We start from the raw sequence: 15,298 nt of genomic DNA on the forward strand, positions 1-15,298 counted from the left end.
CCGACCCACCAGATCCGGGATGCCGCCGTGCCGCCGAACCGCCGTGGCGCGAAGCCGCCCCGCCAAGCCGTGCCCGCCGTCAAATCCGCTGCTCGCGGCCGAAGGCAAAGGCGCGGCCGACGGGCGTTGGTCCGAGCGGGGCGCGGGGGTGATGGCAGGTTGGGGGAGCTGCCGGGATCATGGGCGTATGACCGAGGCCCGCTCCGACTCGCGCCGGATGACAATCAGTGACCCCCAGGTGATGCGGGCGATGGCCCATCCGGCCCGGATCGCGATCATGGAGTATCTGAACAGTCGCAAGGGTGGTGGGACTGCCACGGAGTGTGCCGAGATCGTCGGGCTGTCGCCGAGCGCAACCAGTTACCACCTGCGGGCGCTGGCGAAGTTCGGCCTGGTTGAGCAGGCGCCGAGCCGGGGGGACGCGCGCGAGCGGCTGTGGCGTGTGCCGAGTGTGAGTGTGCTGGTCGAGGCGGGTCGTGATGCCGGGCCCGAGGCGCGTGCGGCCGAGCAGGCGCTGGTGGAGGCGCATGCGGTCCGGGCCATGGAGCGAACCCGGGACTGGTTGCGGCGCGCCGGGGACGAGCCGGCCGAGTGGTACGACACGGCCTTGTTCAGCGACACGCTGTTGCTGCTCACCGCCGAGGAGTTGGCCGAGTTGAACGAGGCGGTGCTGGCGCTGCTCCGGCCGTATCACCCGCGGCGGCGGCAGGGTGTCCCGCCGCCGGGGGCGCGCACTGTCGCTGTGCAGTACCGGACGGTGCCGCTGGCATAGCCGGACTTGCATGAATCAGTTGTGAAGTATTATTTTCGAAGTATGTCCTTCACAACTGACGAGTCGCGCTGGTCGGATGTCTGGCTCGCCGCTGCCGCCCGGGGCACCACCATCTGCGGTGACTTCCTCGCCGCGACCGCGCTGGCGCTGGCCCTACAGGGCGCTGGCGCAGGTGGGCTGGCCGTATCGGGGCTGCTGCTGGCCGCCACGCTGCCTCTGGTGGTGTTCGCCCCCCTCGCGGGCCGACTCGCCGACCGGATAGACAGCCGTACCTTGCTGGTGACAATCGGGTTCGGGCAGGCCGCGATCTGCGCGCTCCTCGCCGTCGTCGAACAGCCGGTCCTGGTGGTCGGGCTCGTCGCCCTGTTGGCCTGCGGGCTCGCGGTGACGCAACCCTGCCTGGCGGCGCTGCTGCCGGCGATGGTCCGCCCGGCTGACCTGCCCCGAGCCAGCGCGATCAGTCAGAACGCCGTCTCGCTCGGTGCGCTCGGCGGGCCGGTACTGGCCGGCCTGTTGGTGGGGCAGTTCGGCACCCGCGTACCGCTGCTTCTTGATGCCGCTACCTACCTGGCGCTCGTGGTCGCGGGCCTGCTGCTGCGGACCCGACGCGGCGGCCGCCGGCCCGCCGTGAGCAGCGAGGCCGCCGTTGCCAGCCCGGCAGCCGTGAGCAGCGAGGCCGTCTCGGGCAGCCAGGCCGTCTCGGGCGGCGTGGCACCCCCCGGGGGTACGGAGATCGGCTGGCGGCTGCGTCGTGATCCGCTGATGCTCGTCATGGTGGTGAGTACCGCAGTGGTGATCGCGGCGATCGGCGGTATCAACGTGATCGAGGTCTTCTTCATCCGGGAGACGCTGGGGGATTCGGCGACCACATACGGCCTGGTCAGTGCCGCATGGATGGCCGGCATGCTGCCGGGGAGCTGGCTTGCCGTACGACTCGCCAGGCGGCTCTACGACGACGGCGCGTTGGTACGGGGGGTGCTGGCCACTCTGGCCGTGTGCAGCCTGATGGTGTTGCTCGCGGCGACGGTGCCGGCGGCGGGTGTGCTGGTGCCGCTCTGGCTGGTGGGGGGCGCGGCCAACGGCGGCGAAAACGTCTTCGCCAACCTGCTCACCGCTCGGCGGGTGCCGGAGGCGATGCGCGCTCGGGCGTACGCCACCTACGGCGCGGCGGTGCAGGGTGGTTCGATGGTGGGCTTCCTGATCGGCGGGGCGTTGCTCGCGGTCGTTCCGCCTCGGCCGCTGATCGCCGGCGCCGGTGTGGTGGGGCTGCTGGTGGTGCTGGCCTTCGTGCCGGTCGTGACCCGGGCGGTACGACGGTCGTCAAGTGCGGGCTTGGCCACTCCGGGCCGGCCCGCCGAGCCGGAGCCAGCCGCCGGGGATACGGTCGGGCCATGGCTGAGCGCATCGCACGCCCGCGGGTCGGGCACATCCAGTTCCTGAACTGCCTGCCGATCTACTGGGGTCTGATGCGCTCCGGTGCCCTGCTCGACGTCGACCTGCACAAGGACTCGCCGGACCGGTTGAGCGCGGCGCTGGTCGCCGGCGACCTCGATATCGGCCCGATCACGCTGTTGGAGTATCTGAAGCACGCCGACCAGCTGCTACTCCTGCCGGACCTGGCGGTGGGCAGCGACGGGCCGGTGCTCTCGGTCAACATGGTCTCCACCCGACCGCTCGCCGAGCTGGACGGCGCCCGGGTGGCGCTCGGCTCGACCTCGCGGACCGGGGTCATGCTGGCTCAGCTACTGCTCGCCGAGCAGTACAACGTGCGGCCCGAGTACTTCCGCTGCCCGCCGGACCTGACCCAGATGCTGCTGGAGGCCGACGCCGCCGTGCTGATCGGGGACGTGGCGCTGCGGGCGTACTACGAGGCACCGCAGAAGGGTCTCACTGTCACCGACCTCGGGCAGGCGTGGCGGGAGTGGACCGGGCTGCCGATGGTCTTCGCCGTCTGGGCGGTCCGCCGCGACTTCGCCGCCGCCCACCCGGGCCTGGTGAAGGAGGTGCACGAGGCCTTCCTGCGCTCGCGGGACCTCTGCCTGGCGGAGCTGGACCAGGTCGCCGAGGCGGCGGCCCGCTGGGAGACGTTCGACGCGGAAACGCTTGCCACGTACTTCCGTACCCTCGACTTTTCCCTCGGCGACCGCCAAGTCGCCGGGCTGCGCGAGTGGGCCCGGCGGGCCGCCGCCATCGGCGAGGCCCCGGCGCTGCCGGACGGCGGCCCGGAGTTCTTCGCCGGCTGACCGCTGCCGGCCGGGCCGGCAAAGCGCCGGCCGGGCCGGCGCATGCCTAGGCGTCAGCCCGAGGGGCTCAGGTGCCGGGGCGGAGCAGCGCTTCGGTGATCTTCTCGCAGTTCTTCATGCCGTAGTCGTAGCCCATGTTGATCGGGTACTTGACCATCACGCCCATCGTCCAGGTGTCACCGATGGCCAGGCAGTTGATGTGCATCTCCTGCTCCCTGGTCCGGTCGATCCACCCGTTCTTGATGGCGATCTTCTTCTGCTCGGAGGCCGGGAAGGCCTTGCGGATACCGAAGTCGCCGGCACCGCGAACCAGTTTCATCTCGTTGAGCAGCCACTTGGTCCACTTCGGCCCGGCGGCGGTGCCGGTGGCGATGCAGTTGCCCATCCGGGCGGTGTCCCGGGGGGAGAGCGCCGTCCGGCTCCAACCCTTGTCGGGGGCGACGCTGCTGTCGGTCAGCTTGCACATGGAGATGAGCCGCCTGATCGAGGCGTCCCGGTCGACCTGGTTGTAGAACTGCTCGGCCCGGGTGTTGTCGCTGTCCCGGATGATCCGCGTCGCGTCGGCGAGCTTCGCGTCGCTCGGGGTCTGGCCGGCGTCGGCCGCGCGACGCAGGTAGTCGGCGACGATCCAGGCCTTGATCAGCGAGGCGGTCGTGCTGGTCTCGCCCATGTTCTTCGAACCGATGATCTTTCCGGTTCGGCGGTCGAGGACGCTCCAGGAGTACCAGCCCTCGATGTTCAGGTCGAGGTCCTTGGCCACGAAGGGCAGCGGTTCCAGCGACGGGCTGGGGCTCGGCGACGGCGAGGACGGCTTGCGGGCGCTGCGGTCGGTGCCGGCGCCGGTGGGGCGGTCGCTCGTGCCGGAGTCGGTGTCGCCCCACTTGGCTGCGGCGGACGACTCGAACGGCGACCCCGGCAGCAGCCGCAGCGACACCAGGACCAGCCCGATCAGGATGACCGCGACGGCGATCAGCCGGACCGGGGAGGCCTCGCCGCCGTTGCGCCGGTCGACCCGACGGTTGCCTGCCATCAGAGCTTTCCGACCGGCTGCTGTGGCACCTTGAGCGCGGCGCCCGGCTGCGGGGTGACCAGTTGGGTGGCCACACTGGCGCAGACCTTCGCGCCGTAGCTCAGACCACTCTTGATCGGGTAGCGCAGCATCACCGCGAGGCTCCACTTGCTGGTGACGGCGAGGCAGTTGACGTGCCAGTTGTTGTCGTAGGCAATCTGTGTCCAGCCGTTCTTGATGCTGACCGGCCCCTGCGCGGTGATCGACTTCGGTAGACCGTCGATGATGCCCCACCTGCCGCCGCCGGAGCGCTCCTGCTGCTTGGTCACGCTGCCCCGGACTTGGGCCATCTCGTTCAGCACCCACTTGGTCCACTTGGGGCCGGCGGCCTTGCCGTCAGCGATGCAGTCACCGAGCCGAACGGCATCGCGGGGGGACATCCGGGTGAAGCTCCACCAGCCCTCGTAGTCGGGGATGTTGCTGCGCTTGGTGTCGGTGAGGCGGCAGATGCTGATGGCCCGCTTGAGCACCGGACTGGGCTGGCCGCCCGGCAGGGCCTTGTACGAACCGCCGGCCGCCGAGTAGAGCCAGTTGGCCGCGTCGTCGCTGCTGTCCCGGATGGCAGCGGTCGCGTACTTCAACTTCTCCGCCGACGGCTCCCTGTCGCCGAGCTGGCGCAGGTAGTCGGAGACGATCCACGCCTTGATCATCGACTCGGTGGAGCTGGTCGCCGTCATGTTCGGCGACCCGGAGATCTTGCCCGTCTTCCGGTCCAGCAGAGCCCACGAGAAGAACTGACCCTTGAAGCTCACCGACACCGGGCCGGCGGCCAGGGTGGGCGGCGGTGGTGGGGTGGGCGCGGGCGCGGCGACGCTCGACGTACCTCCGCCGCCTCCGCCGCTGTCGTCGCTGGCGAGCCGGGCGTACGCGGTGGGGACCAGTAGGACGCCGCCGAGCACGACCGCCGTGATGGCGAGCACCAGGGTCACGCGAGATCGCATGAGTGGGTGAACTCCAGGTGTCAGGGCCGGGGGGACCGGCTTGTCGTCGGGACGAATCGGGTGCGATCGCCGAGGCCGGGGGAGGTGGCCTCTGTGGAGATGTCGATGTCGGCAGCCGATCGGTTGTCCGGCAGAAGTCTACGTCCGGACCGGCAGACCGCCAGGGTTCGACACTAGGCAACCTGCGATAAAGGCGGGATCTGGGGCCGGTATGAGGTTTTTGCAGGGATTCACCTTTGTTTCGTGGCCTAGGTCACGGCGAGACGGCGGTGTCCAGGTAGCGCAAAGCGCTCATCCGCTCACAGATGGGATGCGCGGATTCCTGTTACACCCCCTGGTGCAACGCGGCGCAAGCTGTAACACTTAGCCTCATGTATGGCAACGACTTCTCCGCCCCTGACGGCGCCACCGACGAGGCGCCCGGCGGCCTGCTGGGCGAGGTCGAGGCCGCCGAGGCCGAACTGCGGGCAGCGGCGGCGCGCGGACGGCGCGGCGGGCCCGCGCCGGACGAGGACCTTGCGGCGTACTTCGCCGAGGTCGTCGACGCCGAGCAGAAGATCGAGCCCCGCGACTGGATGCCCGACGCGTACCGGCGGACGCTGATCCGGCAGATCGCCCAGCACGCCCACTCCGAGATCATCGGCATGCAGCCGGAGGGCAACTGGATCAGTCGGGCGCCGTCGCTCAAGCGCAAGGCGATCCTGCTGGCCAAGGTGCAGGACGAGGCGGGTCACGGCCTCTACCTCTACGCCGCCGCCGAAACCCTCGGCATCAGCCGCGACGAGCTGGTCCAACTGCTGCTCGACGGCCGCCAGAAGTACAGCTCGATCTTCAACTACCCCACCCTGAGCTGGGCCGACGTCGGCGCTATCGGGTGGTTGGTGGACGGCGCGGCTATCGTCAACCAGGTCCCGCTCTGCCGCTGCTCGTACGGCCCGTACGCCCGCGCGATGATCCGGGTCTGCAAGGAGGAGTCGTTCCACCAGCGGCAGGGCTACGAGATCCTGCACACCCTGGCGCACGGCACCCCCGGGCAGCAGGCGATGGCCCAGGACGCGGTGGACCGTTGGTGGTACCCGTCGCTGGCCATGTTCGGCCCGCCGGACGGCGACTCCACGCACTCCGCCCAGTCGATGGCCTGGAAGATCAAGCGCTTCTCGAACGACGATCTGCGCCAACGCTTCGTCGACATGTGCGTCCAGCAGGCCGAGATCCTCGGGCTGCGCATCCCCGACGCGGACCTGCGCTGGAACGACGAGCGGCAGGCGTACGACTACACCCAGCCGGACTACGACGAGCTGATGCAGGTGATCTCGGGCGACGGACCGTGCAACCGGGAGAGGATGGCCCACCGCCGGGCCGCCCACGCCGACGGCACCTGGGTACGCGAGGCCGCCGCGGCATACGCCGCGAAGCGGGCGGGACAGAAGGAGGCGGTGGCCGCGTGAGCGAGCGTCGCGAGCAAGCCGAACAACCTGGCATGACGAGTCATTCGCCTTTGTGGGAGGTCTTCGTGCGGGCCCGGCGCGGGCTGTCGCACACGCACGTCGGCAGCCTGCACGCCCCCGACGCCGAGCTTGCCCTGCGCAACGCCCGCGACCTCTACACCCGCCGCCAGGAGGGCGTGTCGATCTGGGTGGTGCCGGCCGGCGCGATCACCGCGTCCAGCCCGGACGAGAAGGACTCCTTCTTCGACCCGGCCGCCGACAAGGTCTACCGCCATCCCACCTTCTACGAGGTGCCGGACGGGGTGGCACACCTGTGAACGGGCCCTTCGACTTCACCCTCTCGCTGGCTGACGACGCGTTGATCGCGGCCCAGCGGCTGGCCGAGTGGACCACCCGCGCACCGGAGATGGAAGAGGACATCGCGCTGGCCAACATCGCCCTCGACCAGCTCGGCGCGGCGCGCCTGCTGCTGTCGTACGCGGGCGAGCTGGAGGGCGCCGGCCGCGACGAGGACGCGCTGGCGTACCTGCGCGACGACCGCGAGTTCCGCAACGCGCTACTGGTCGAGCTGCCCAACGACGACTTCGCGGTGACGATGGCGAAGCTGTTCTTCCTGGCGGCGTACCAACTGCCGCTCTATACGGCGCTGGCGGGCTGCGCGGACGAGCGGTTGGCCGCGATCGGCGCGAAGGCGCGCAAGGAGTCGGCGTACCACCTGGACCACGGCGCGCTGTGGGTGAAGCGGCTCGGTGACGGCACCGAGGAGTCGCATCGTCGGATGCAGGCTGCCGTCGACCAGGTGTGGCCGTACACCCACGAGTTGTTCGCAGCGGACCCGGCGGCGCCGGTCGACCCGGCCACAGTGCGGCCGGCGTTCGACGAGGTCGTCGGCCCGGTGCTGGCCGAGGCGACGCTCACCCGGCCGGACAGCGCCTGGGCCCCAGCCGGTGGGCGGGCCGGTGTGCACACCGAGCACCTGGCCTACCTGCTCGCCGAGATGCAGGTGCTGCACCGCGCCCACCCAGGAGCGACGTGGTGAGCGCGAGGAGCGCGAGCCCCGCAATCGCGAACCGCGCCGCCACGGCGAGCGCGCGGGAGGCCGCCGCGAGCGTCGTGGACCCGGAGATCCGGGTCATCACCATCGACGAGCTGGGCATCCTGCGGGCGGTCGAGGAGGACGCGGCCAGTGGTCGGGTCACCGTCACCATCACCCCGACCTACACCGGCTGCCCGGCGATGGACGTGATCCGGGCCGACATCCGCCGCGCGCTTGCCGCCGCCGGCCACCCGGACGCGCAGGTCCAGACCGTCTACAGCCCACCGTGGAGCACCGACTGGATCTCCGAGCGTGGGCGGGCCAAGCTCGCCGCCGCCGGGATCGCCCCGCCGGCCCCGGTACGCACCGCCGGCGTCGTGTCGCTGACGCTCGCGGTCCGCTGCCCGCAGTGCGGTTCACCGGAGACCGAGCAGGTCAGCCGGTTCGGTTCCACAGCGTGCAAGGCGTTGTGGCGGTGCCGCTCCTGCTCCGAACCCTTCGACCACCTGAAGGCGCTGTGACTGTCACCATCACCCGCCCGGTTCGCCGCCGGCCGGTCTTCCACCCGTTGTCAGTCGCCGCCGTCGACCGGCTCACCGAGGACTCCGTGGCGGTGACCTTCGCCGTACCCGAGGAACTGCGGGAAACCTTCGCGTTCCGCGCCGGCCAGCACCTCACGGTGCGGCGAGCCGCTGAGGACGGCACCGACGTGCGCCGGTCGTACTCGATCTGCTCCACCCCCGACGACCTGGCCCGGCACGGCCGGTTGCGGATCGGGGTACGGGAGATCCCCGGCGGTGCCTTCTCGGCGTTCGCCTGCGGGGCGTTGCGCGGTGGCGACACCGTCGAGGTGCTGCCGCCGCTGGGCACCTTCACCACGGCGTTCGCGCCGGACCGCGCGCGGCACTACGGCGCTGTCGTCGCCGGCTCCGGCATCACCCCGGTGCTCGGGCTGGTCGCGACAGCCCTGGCCGTCGAGCCGGCCAGCACCTTCACAGTGGTGTACGGCAACCGCACGGCGAACACCGTGATGTTCGCCGAGGAGTTGGCCGACCTGAAGGACCGTTACCCCACCCGGCTGCACCTGGTGCACGTCCTCTCCCGGGAACAGGGCGAGTCGCCGCTGCTCTCCGGTCGGATCGACGCCGAGCGGCTGGGCCGGTTGCTGGGCACCATCGTGCCGGGCGACCTGATCGAGGAGTGGTTCCTCTGCGGCCCGTACGGCATGGTGGTCGACGTCCGGGACGTGCTGACCGGACGCGGACTGCCCGAGTCGGCGGTGCGTACCGAGCTGTTCCACGTCGACACGCCACCGGAGCCGGTGCGCCGACCCGTCGATCAGGTGGGCGCCGGGGCCGAGGTGACCATCGTGCTGGACGGCCGGTCGTCGAGCTTCACAATGGGTCGCGAGGAACGGGTGCTGGACGCCGCGCTGAAGGTGCGGGGTGAGCTGCCGTACGCCTGCAAGGGTGGCGTCTGCTCGACCTGCAAGGCGAAGGTCGTCGACGGCGCTGTCACGATGGCCCGCAACTACGCGCTGGAGCCCGACGAACTGGCCGCTGGCTACGTGCTTACCTGCCAGTCCAGCCCGACCACCGACAAGCTCACCATCGACTACGACGCCTGACGGCGTCCTGCGCAGATCTTGGACACTTTCCGTTCCGAGCTGACGGTAAGTGTCCAAGATCTGGCCGCTGGACGGGGCAGCCCGTCCGGGCGCTGGGTCGAGAGGGTGCGAATGTCGGGCTGGGGTGCACGTCACCGGCAACGGAGGGGCGTGCCGGCCGCGAAGCGGGCGACGTAGGCTCGGGGTGTGACGGTGAGCCGGGAGATCCACGACATCCTGCAGCGCGGCGCGGACGGTGGGCGGATCACGCCCGAGGAGGCGCTGCTGCTCTACACCGAGGCGCCCTTCCACGCGTTGGGCGAGGCGGCGGACGCGGTGCGTCGGCGACGCTACCCGGACAACGTCGTCACCTACCTGATCGACCGCAACATCAACTACACGAACGTCTGCGTGACGGCGTGCAAGTTCTGCGCGTTCTACCGGGCACCCAAGCACAAGGAAGGGTGGACCCACCCGACCGAGGAGATCCTTCGCCGCTGCGGCGAGGCGGTCGAGCTGGGCGCCACCCAGGTGATGCTCCAGGGCGGGCACCACCCGGACTACGGCGTGGAGTACTACGAGGAGCTGTTCTCCTCGGTCAAGCAGGCGTACCCGCAGCTGGTCATCCACTCGATCGGCCCCAGCGAGATCCTGCACATGGCCAAGGTCTCCGGGGTGAGCCTGGACGAGGCCATCGCCCGGATCAAGACCGCCGGCCTGGACTCGATCGCCGGCGCCGGCGCGGAGATGCTGCCCGAGCGGCCCCGCAAGGCCATCGCCCCCCTCAAGGAGTCGGGCGAGCGCTGGCTGGAGGTCATGGAGCTGGCCCACCGGCAGGGCATCGAGTCGACCGCCACCATGATGATGGGCACCGGCGAGACGCACGCCGAGCGGATCGAGCACCTGCGCATGATCCGCGACGTGCAGGACCGCACCCGCGGTTTCCGGTCGTTCATCCCGTGGACGTACCAGCCGGAGAACAACCACCTCAAGGGCCGCACCCAGGCGACCACGCTGGAATACCTGCGCCTGGTCGCGGTGGCCCGGCTCTTCTTCGAGACCGTGCCACACCTGCAGGCGTCCTGGTTGACCACCGGCAAGGACGTCGGGCAGCTCTCGCTGCACATGGGCGTGGACGACCTCGGCTCGATCATGCTGGAGGAGAACGTCATCTCCTCCGCCGGTGCCCGGCACCGCTCCAACCTGCACGAGCTGATCGGCATGATCCGCTCCGCGGACCGGATCCCGGCGCAGCGCGACACCCTCTACCACCGGCTCGCCGTGCATCACACGCCGGCCGACGACCCGACCGACGAGCGGGTGGTCTCGCACTTCTCCTCGATCGCGCTGCCCGGCGGCGGGGCGGGGAAGTCCCTGCCCCTGGTGGACGTCAGCTGACTGTCGGCACCCGGCCGTTCGGCTGATCGACGCTCATGCTCCCGCCGGATCACCCCGGCGGTACGGGTGGTCCCCGCCGCCGCAGCGTCAGCCTCTCCGGTGCGGGGCTGGTGGAGATGATCGTCGGCGGCTAGCGTCCCGGCTCATATCCGTCACCACCGTCGACGGACGAGGCTGTCCTCCATCGGCCCGCTGCGGGTCGTTCATATAACGCACGGCAGTACGGGCGGGATGGGTGACCATCCCGCCCGTACTGTCTGCGCAGCTCGGACCGGACGGTTGAAAACGGCTCCGCCTGCTGGCGTGGAAGATCGGCCTCCGATAACGTCCGCTCGTTCCGCAACCATTCTTTCTTCCCTACCCCCGGGGGACTGATGACAGCGTTCCACCGCTCGACGCTGGTGCGCGCCAGTGTCGTGGCGCTGCTCGCGGCCGGCGGCATCGCCGCAGTGGCCGCTCCGGTGCTGGCGGCCGAGGAGGCCGATCTGGCCCTGGTGCCGCTCAGCTACAACCTGGCCAAGGGTGTGACGGAAGCCAAGAGCAAGCCGTTCAAGTTCTCCGTCGACAACACCCGGAGCAAGGAAGACGCCAAGGGCGTCAGTTACACGGTGGACACCAGCAAGCTGAAGACGAACAAGGTCCGGGTCGTGGTGCCCGACGGCTGCCGGGTGAACGGCAAGAAGTTCACCTGCCGCCTCGGCGACCTGGCCGCCGGCACCAGCGAGGACTTCGGTATCCCGATCTTCTCCACCGGTGGTAGGGGCGCCGCCGGCACTCTGGTGGTCACCATCCGCTCGGCCACCGAGGACCCCAACGAGGACGACAACAAGGTCCAGCACGACATCACCGTCACCGAGCCCGGGTACGACCTGACCAGTTGGGTGCAGGACGTCAACGCGAACGTCGTGGTGAACGGCGTCAACGGCGACGACCCCGACCTTCGGCCGGTGCGGCCGGGCGAGACGGTGCCGGTCGACTGGGCGGTCTACAACGACGGCAGCCGTAAGGCCACCGGCCTCGCCTACGTGCTGACCCTCCCGGCGGGCGTCACCTTCGACACCCTGCCGGACACGTGCACCACGCAGACCTTCGGCGTCGTTCAGGCGCTCTGCCAGGACGACGGCGCGGTGATCCGGCCCGGCGACTACTACACCGCGGACATCAGGGTGACCGTTGGCACTGACGTCACCGAGCCGGTGCTGCGGGTCGGTGAGCTGGTGGCGCACGGCCTGGACGCGGCAGCCGGCAAGCCCGAGGAGCAACCGCGGCGGGCCAGCACCGCCCAGCGGAAGGCCTTCACCGAGATCGACGAGGGCGACAACCAGGCGATCTTCGACGTCTTCGTCGACCAGGCCGTCGATCCGACGCCGACGCCCACCCCGACGGGATCGCCGACGCCGACGCCGACTGTCACCCCGACGCAGACGCCGACCCCGACGCCGACGGTCACCCCGACCGAGACGCCGACCCCGACGGAGACGCCGACGCCGACGCCGACTGTCACTCCGACGGAGACGCCTACGCCGACCCCGACGGAGACGCCGACTCCGACGCCGACGGTCACGCCGACCGAGACGCCGACCCCGACGCCGACCGAGACGCCGACCCCGACCCCGACGCCGACGCCGACGCCGACGGAGACGCCGACGGAGACGCCGACCCCGACGCCGACGGTCACGCCGACCGAGACGCCGACCCCGACGCCGACCGTCACTCCGACGAAGACGCCCACGGTTTCGCCGACCCCGACCCCGACCGCGACGGAGACGCCGACGGTCACGCCGACCGCGACGGCCACTCCGACGCCGATCCCCAGCGGTACGACGACGCCGGGCACTACCGTCTCGCCGGGTGCCGGTGGTGGCTCCGCCGGTGGTGGTACGGGCGGTGGCGGCCTGCCGGTGACCGGTGTGCAGGTCGGCCTGATCGGCGGCATTGGCGTGATCATCCTGCTGGTGGGTGGGGCGCTGCTGGTGCTCACCCGTCGCCGCAAGGTGGTCCTGGTCTCGCCGACCGACGAGAAGTCGACCGACTGACACCGGTGCCCTGACCAGCGGCGCGCGGGCGAGGCGCGACCGCGACGGGTGCGATGGCGACAGGCGTTCTGACCGAGGTGTCACGGACGCGGGCACGACGTGAGGGCGGGGTGGGCGACCACCCCGCCCTTTCGCGTACGGGATGCGTGCCGCCCACCCAGCGAACGTCGGTTGGCGGGCGGCTGGCAGAGTGAGGGGGTGAGCCGTACCCCGCAGGGCCAGCGCGCCAGTCTGGACAAGCAGCCGCACGAGGTCGCCGCGATGTTCGACGGCGTGGCAGAGCGTTACGACCTGACCAACACGGTGATCTCGCTGGGTCAGGATCGCTCCTGGCGTCGGGCCACCAGGGCTGCGCTCGGGCTGCGGCCGGGCGAGCGGGTGCTGGACGTGGGGGCGGGCACCGGCGTCTCGACGCGCGAGCTGGCCCAGTCCAAGGCGTACGCGGTCGGGGTCGACCTGTCACTCGGCATGCTGCACACCGGCAAGCGGGCCCGGCCCGAGGTGCCGCTGCTGGCCGGAGACGCGCTGCGGCTGCCGTTCGCCGACGCCAGCTTCGACGCGGTGACCATCTCCTTCGCGCTGCGCAACGTCAACGACACCGACGCGGCGCTGCGTGAGCTGGCCCGGGTGACCCGGCCGGGCGGCAGGCTGGTGGTCTGCGAGTTCAGCACCCCGGTCAACCCGGTCTTCCGGACGGTGTACCTGTCGTACCTGATGCGGTCGTTGCCGGCGGTGGCCCGCACGGTGTCGAGCAACCCTGAGGCGTACGTCTATCTCGCCGAGTCGGTCCGGGCCTGGCCGGCGCAGTCCGCCCTGGCCGGCCGGGTGGCCGCTGCCGGGTGGGGGCGCGTGGCGTGGCGCAACCTGACCGGTGGCGTGGTGGCCCTGCACCGGGGGATCCGCGAGTAGCGGACGGACCGCACCGACCGGTATGGACATTATTCAGGTTCCGTAAATGTCGGTCTTTAGTCCACTTTGCCCGGTACGCTCGATCGCATGACCGGAGCAGACCCGGCGGACCCGGTGGCCGCCACCGACGACGACGCGGCCGAACTCATCTCCCAGTTGCGCGAGTTGGCCGGGGCCGACCCGGTGGAGGTCCGGCAGGTGGTCGCCGAGGTGTTGGCGGCACTGGACCGGGCGGCGGGTGGGGCGCTCCGCGAGCATCTGCCGGAGACAATTCGGGTCGATGCGGGCCTGGACGCCTCCAGCCCGGCCTGACACCTGACCGCTGTGGACGGTCATGAGCTGTCACATCGGCGAGTTAGGTACCCCTGATCCTGCGCTGGTATGACGCCGGTCATACACTCGTCCCGTCTGGCTTGTGAAGCATTTCACGAGCGTGCGGGAGGAGGCGCGAATGACCGCGGTGGAACACGACGCCGACGTCATTGTCGTGGGCGCCGGTCCCGGTGGATCAGCTACTGCGTACCACCTGGCCCGGCACGGCGTACGGGTGCTGTTGTTGGAGAAGACCGAGTTCCCCCGGGAGAAGGTCTGCGGCGACGGGTTGACCCCGCGCGCCGTCCGTCAGCTCATCCGGATGGGTGTGGACACCTCGCCCGAGGCGGGCTGGCTGCACAACCGCGGCCTGCGGGTCATCGGTGGCGGGGTGCGTCTCGAACTGGACTGGCCGGAGCTGGCCAGCTTCCCCAACTACGGTCTGGTGCGCACGCGCCTGGACTTCGACGACCTGCTCGCCCAGCGGGCGGTGGCCGCCGGCGCGAAACTGCGGACCAGCGTCAACGTGCTGGGCCCGGTGCTCGACGGCGATGGCCGCGTCACCGGCGTCGAGGCGGAGGTCGGGCCGGGCAAGGAGCCCACCACCTTCCACGCCCCGCTGGTCGTCGCGGCGGACGGCGTCTCCGGCCGGTTCCCGCTCGCACTCGGGCTGGCCAAGCGGGAGGACCGGCCGATCGGCGTGGCCGTCCGCCGCTACTACCGCTCGCCGGCCAAGCACGAGGACAACTACCTGGAGTCCTGGCTGGAGCTGCGCAGCAAGGACAGCGGCGACAACCTGCTGCCCGGGTACGGCTGGATCTTCGGCCTCGGTGACGGGCGGGTCAACGTCGGGCTCGGCGTGCTCAACTCGTCCTCGGCGTTCGGCAAGACCAACTACCGCCGGCTGCTGACCGACTGGCTCGCCAACACCCCGGAAGACTGGGGGATGACCGACGAGACCAACGCCGACGGCCCGATCCTCGGTGCCGCGCTGCCGATGGGCTTCAACCGGGTGCCCCACTACACCCGGGGCGTGCTGCTGGTCGGCGACTCGGGCGGCATGGTCAACCCGTTCAACGGTGAGGGCATCGCGTACGCGATGGAGTCCGGCGAACTGGCCGCTGAGGCCATGGTCCAGGCTCTCGCTCGCCCTGCCGGCCCGGAACGCGAGCGCGCACTGCTGGCGTACCCGAACGAGCTGAAGGCCCGGCTCGGCGGCTACTACCGGCTGGGCGGGATCTTCGTGAAACTGATCGGCCGCCCCGAGATCATGCGGATCGCCACCAAACACGGCATGCCGCACCCGACGCTGATGCGTTTCGTGCTCAAGCTGTTGGCCAACCTGACCGACCCGCGCGGCGGGGACGCGATGGATCGGGTCATCAACGCGATGACGAAGGCCGCCCCAGCTGTCTGAGTAGGACGGCATCGGCGCTGGTCACGGCGCCGATGCCGACAAAGATCGACCCCCGCCGACTGCCACTGCGAGGGACGTGAATAGTGTGATTTTCGTCAAGCACCGAGGGCA

General features: G+C 70.5%; 15 protein-coding genes. 13 read left to right on the plus strand and 2 right to left on the minus strand.

All coding sequences use genetic code 11. The features are described 5' to 3' along the window. Positions 1-187 precede the first annotated feature (187 nt). Genes AB0C20_RS17595 through AB0C20_RS17605 form a run of 3 tightly spaced genes read left to right on the plus strand, consistent with a single transcriptional unit; the run spans position 188 to position 3,015 of the window. Entirely contained in the window at positions 188-772 is a 585-nt protein-coding gene (locus AB0C20_RS17595) for a winged helix-turn-helix domain-containing protein (RefSeq protein ID WP_357188798.1), read from the plus strand. 42 nt (positions 773-814) lie between these two features. Further along, positions 815-2,212: an MFS transporter gene (locus AB0C20_RS17600; RefSeq protein WP_357188800.1), complete on the plus strand. Its 1,398-nt coding sequence runs from the start codon at positions 815-817 to the stop codon at positions 2,210-2,212. Continuing rightward, on the plus strand, positions 2,164-3,015 hold the full coding sequence (locus AB0C20_RS17605; protein ID WP_357568351.1) for a menaquinone biosynthesis protein: 852 nt from the start codon (positions 2,164-2,166) through the stop codon (positions 3,013-3,015). The genes AB0C20_RS17600 and AB0C20_RS17605 overlap by 49 nt, the downstream gene beginning before the upstream one ends. A 67-nt stretch (positions 3,016-3,082) precedes the next feature. Here AB0C20_RS17605 and AB0C20_RS17610 read toward each other — a convergent pair whose 3' ends face one another. Both AB0C20_RS17610 and AB0C20_RS17615 read right to left on the minus strand, forming a co-directional pair. Then, positions 3,083-4,045 carry a hypothetical protein gene (locus AB0C20_RS17610; protein WP_357188803.1) on the minus strand — a complete coding sequence of 321 codons (963 nt, stop codon included), beginning with the start codon at positions 4,043-4,045 and terminating at the stop codon, positions 3,083-3,085. After that, positions 4,045-5,025, minus strand: coding sequence for a hypothetical protein (locus AB0C20_RS17615; RefSeq protein WP_357188805.1), 981 nt, complete (start codon positions 5,023-5,025; stop codon positions 4,045-4,047). The genes AB0C20_RS17610 and AB0C20_RS17615 overlap by 1 nt, the downstream gene beginning before the upstream one ends. Before the next feature lie 371 nt (positions 5,026-5,396). Between AB0C20_RS17615 and paaA the strand changes: the two genes are divergently transcribed. The 10 genes from paaA (at position 5,397) to AB0C20_RS17665 (ending at position 15,187) form a co-directional block, all read left to right on the plus strand. After that, positions 5,397-6,473, plus strand: coding sequence for a 1,2-phenylacetyl-CoA epoxidase subunit PaaA (gene paaA / locus AB0C20_RS17620; protein ID WP_357188807.1), 1,077 nt, complete (start codon positions 5,397-5,399; stop codon positions 6,471-6,473). A 32-nt stretch (positions 6,474-6,505) separates the two neighbouring features. Further along, entirely contained in the window at positions 6,506-6,790 is a 285-nt protein-coding gene (gene paaB, locus AB0C20_RS17625; protein WP_238679931.1) for a 1,2-phenylacetyl-CoA epoxidase subunit PaaB, read from the plus strand. Further along, positions 6,787-7,512 (plus strand): 1,2-phenylacetyl-CoA epoxidase subunit PaaC, encoded by a 726-nt coding sequence (gene paaC, locus AB0C20_RS17630; protein WP_357188809.1) that lies wholly within the window; start codon positions 6,787-6,789, stop codon positions 7,510-7,512. The genes paaB and paaC overlap by 4 nt, the downstream gene beginning before the upstream one ends. Before the next feature lie 23 nt (positions 7,513-7,535). After that, positions 7,536-8,030 (plus strand): 1,2-phenylacetyl-CoA epoxidase subunit PaaD, encoded by a 495-nt coding sequence (gene paaD / locus AB0C20_RS17635; RefSeq protein ID WP_357188915.1) that lies wholly within the window; start codon positions 7,536-7,538, stop codon positions 8,028-8,030. Next, on the plus strand, positions 8,027-9,136 hold the full coding sequence (gene paaE, locus AB0C20_RS17640; RefSeq protein ID WP_357568352.1) for a 1,2-phenylacetyl-CoA epoxidase subunit PaaE: 1,110 nt from the start codon (positions 8,027-8,029) through the stop codon (positions 9,134-9,136). Before paaD ends, paaE begins: the two co-directional genes overlap by 4 nt. A 186-nt stretch (positions 9,137-9,322) precedes the next feature. Then, positions 9,323-10,513 (plus strand): cyclic dehypoxanthinyl futalosine synthase, encoded by a 1,191-nt coding sequence (mqnC, locus tag AB0C20_RS17645; protein ID WP_357188813.1) that lies wholly within the window; start codon positions 9,323-9,325, stop codon positions 10,511-10,513. A 374-nt stretch (positions 10,514-10,887) separates the two neighbouring features. Then, positions 10,888-12,549: a hypothetical protein gene (locus AB0C20_RS17650; protein WP_357568353.1), complete on the plus strand. Its 1,662-nt coding sequence runs from the start codon at positions 10,888-10,890 to the stop codon at positions 12,547-12,549. A gap of 198 nt (positions 12,550-12,747) precedes the next feature. Further along, a complete protein-coding gene (locus tag AB0C20_RS17655; RefSeq protein WP_357568354.1) occupies positions 12,748-13,458 on the plus strand; it encodes a demethylmenaquinone methyltransferase in 711 nt (236 codons plus the stop codon). Between the two features lie 87 nt (positions 13,459-13,545). Next, positions 13,546-13,770 carry a hypothetical protein gene (locus AB0C20_RS17660; RefSeq protein WP_091395588.1) on the plus strand — a complete coding sequence of 75 codons (225 nt, stop codon included), beginning with the start codon at positions 13,546-13,548 and terminating at the stop codon, positions 13,768-13,770. Positions 13,771-13,909: 139 nt separating this feature from the next. Next, entirely contained in the window at positions 13,910-15,187 is a 1,278-nt protein-coding gene (locus AB0C20_RS17665; RefSeq protein WP_238684806.1) for a geranylgeranyl reductase family protein, read from the plus strand. Positions 15,188-15,298 lie beyond the last annotated feature (111 nt).

The sequence above is a fragment of the Micromonospora sp. NPDC048843 genome (assembly GCF_040649965.1).
Classification (GTDB): Bacteria; Actinomycetota; Actinomycetes; order Mycobacteriales; family Micromonosporaceae; genus Micromonospora; species Micromonospora hortensis.

Coding starts and splice junctions, on each gene's coding strand:
- AB0C20_RS17615 (WP_357188805.1), bottom strand. CDS start 5,025: ATGCGATCTCGCGTGACCCTGGTGCTCGCCATCACGGCGGTCGTGCTC.
- AB0C20_RS17665 (WP_238684806.1), top strand. CDS start 13,910: ATGACCGCGGTGGAACACGACGCCGACGTCATTGTCGTGGGCGCCGGT.
- paaA (WP_357188807.1), top strand. CDS start 5,397: ATGTATGGCAACGACTTCTCCGCCCCTGACGGCGCCACCGACGAGGCG.
- AB0C20_RS17600 (WP_357188800.1), top strand. CDS start 815: ATGTCCTTCACAACTGACGAGTCGCGCTGGTCGGATGTCTGGCTCGCC.
- AB0C20_RS17660 (WP_091395588.1), top strand. CDS start 13,546: ATGACCGGAGCAGACCCGGCGGACCCGGTGGCCGCCACCGACGACGAC.
- AB0C20_RS17610 (WP_357188803.1), bottom strand. CDS start 4,045: ATGGCAGGCAACCGTCGGGTCGACCGGCGCAACGGCGGCGAGGCCTCC.
- paaB (WP_238679931.1), top strand. CDS start 6,506: ATGACGAGTCATTCGCCTTTGTGGGAGGTCTTCGTGCGGGCCCGGCGC.
- AB0C20_RS17595 (WP_357188798.1), top strand. CDS start 188: ATGACCGAGGCCCGCTCCGACTCGCGCCGGATGACAATCAGTGACCCC.
- AB0C20_RS17605 (WP_357568351.1), top strand. CDS start 2,164: ATGGCTGAGCGCATCGCACGCCCGCGGGTCGGGCACATCCAGTTCCTG.
- AB0C20_RS17650 (WP_357568353.1), top strand. CDS start 10,888: ATGACAGCGTTCCACCGCTCGACGCTGGTGCGCGCCAGTGTCGTGGCG.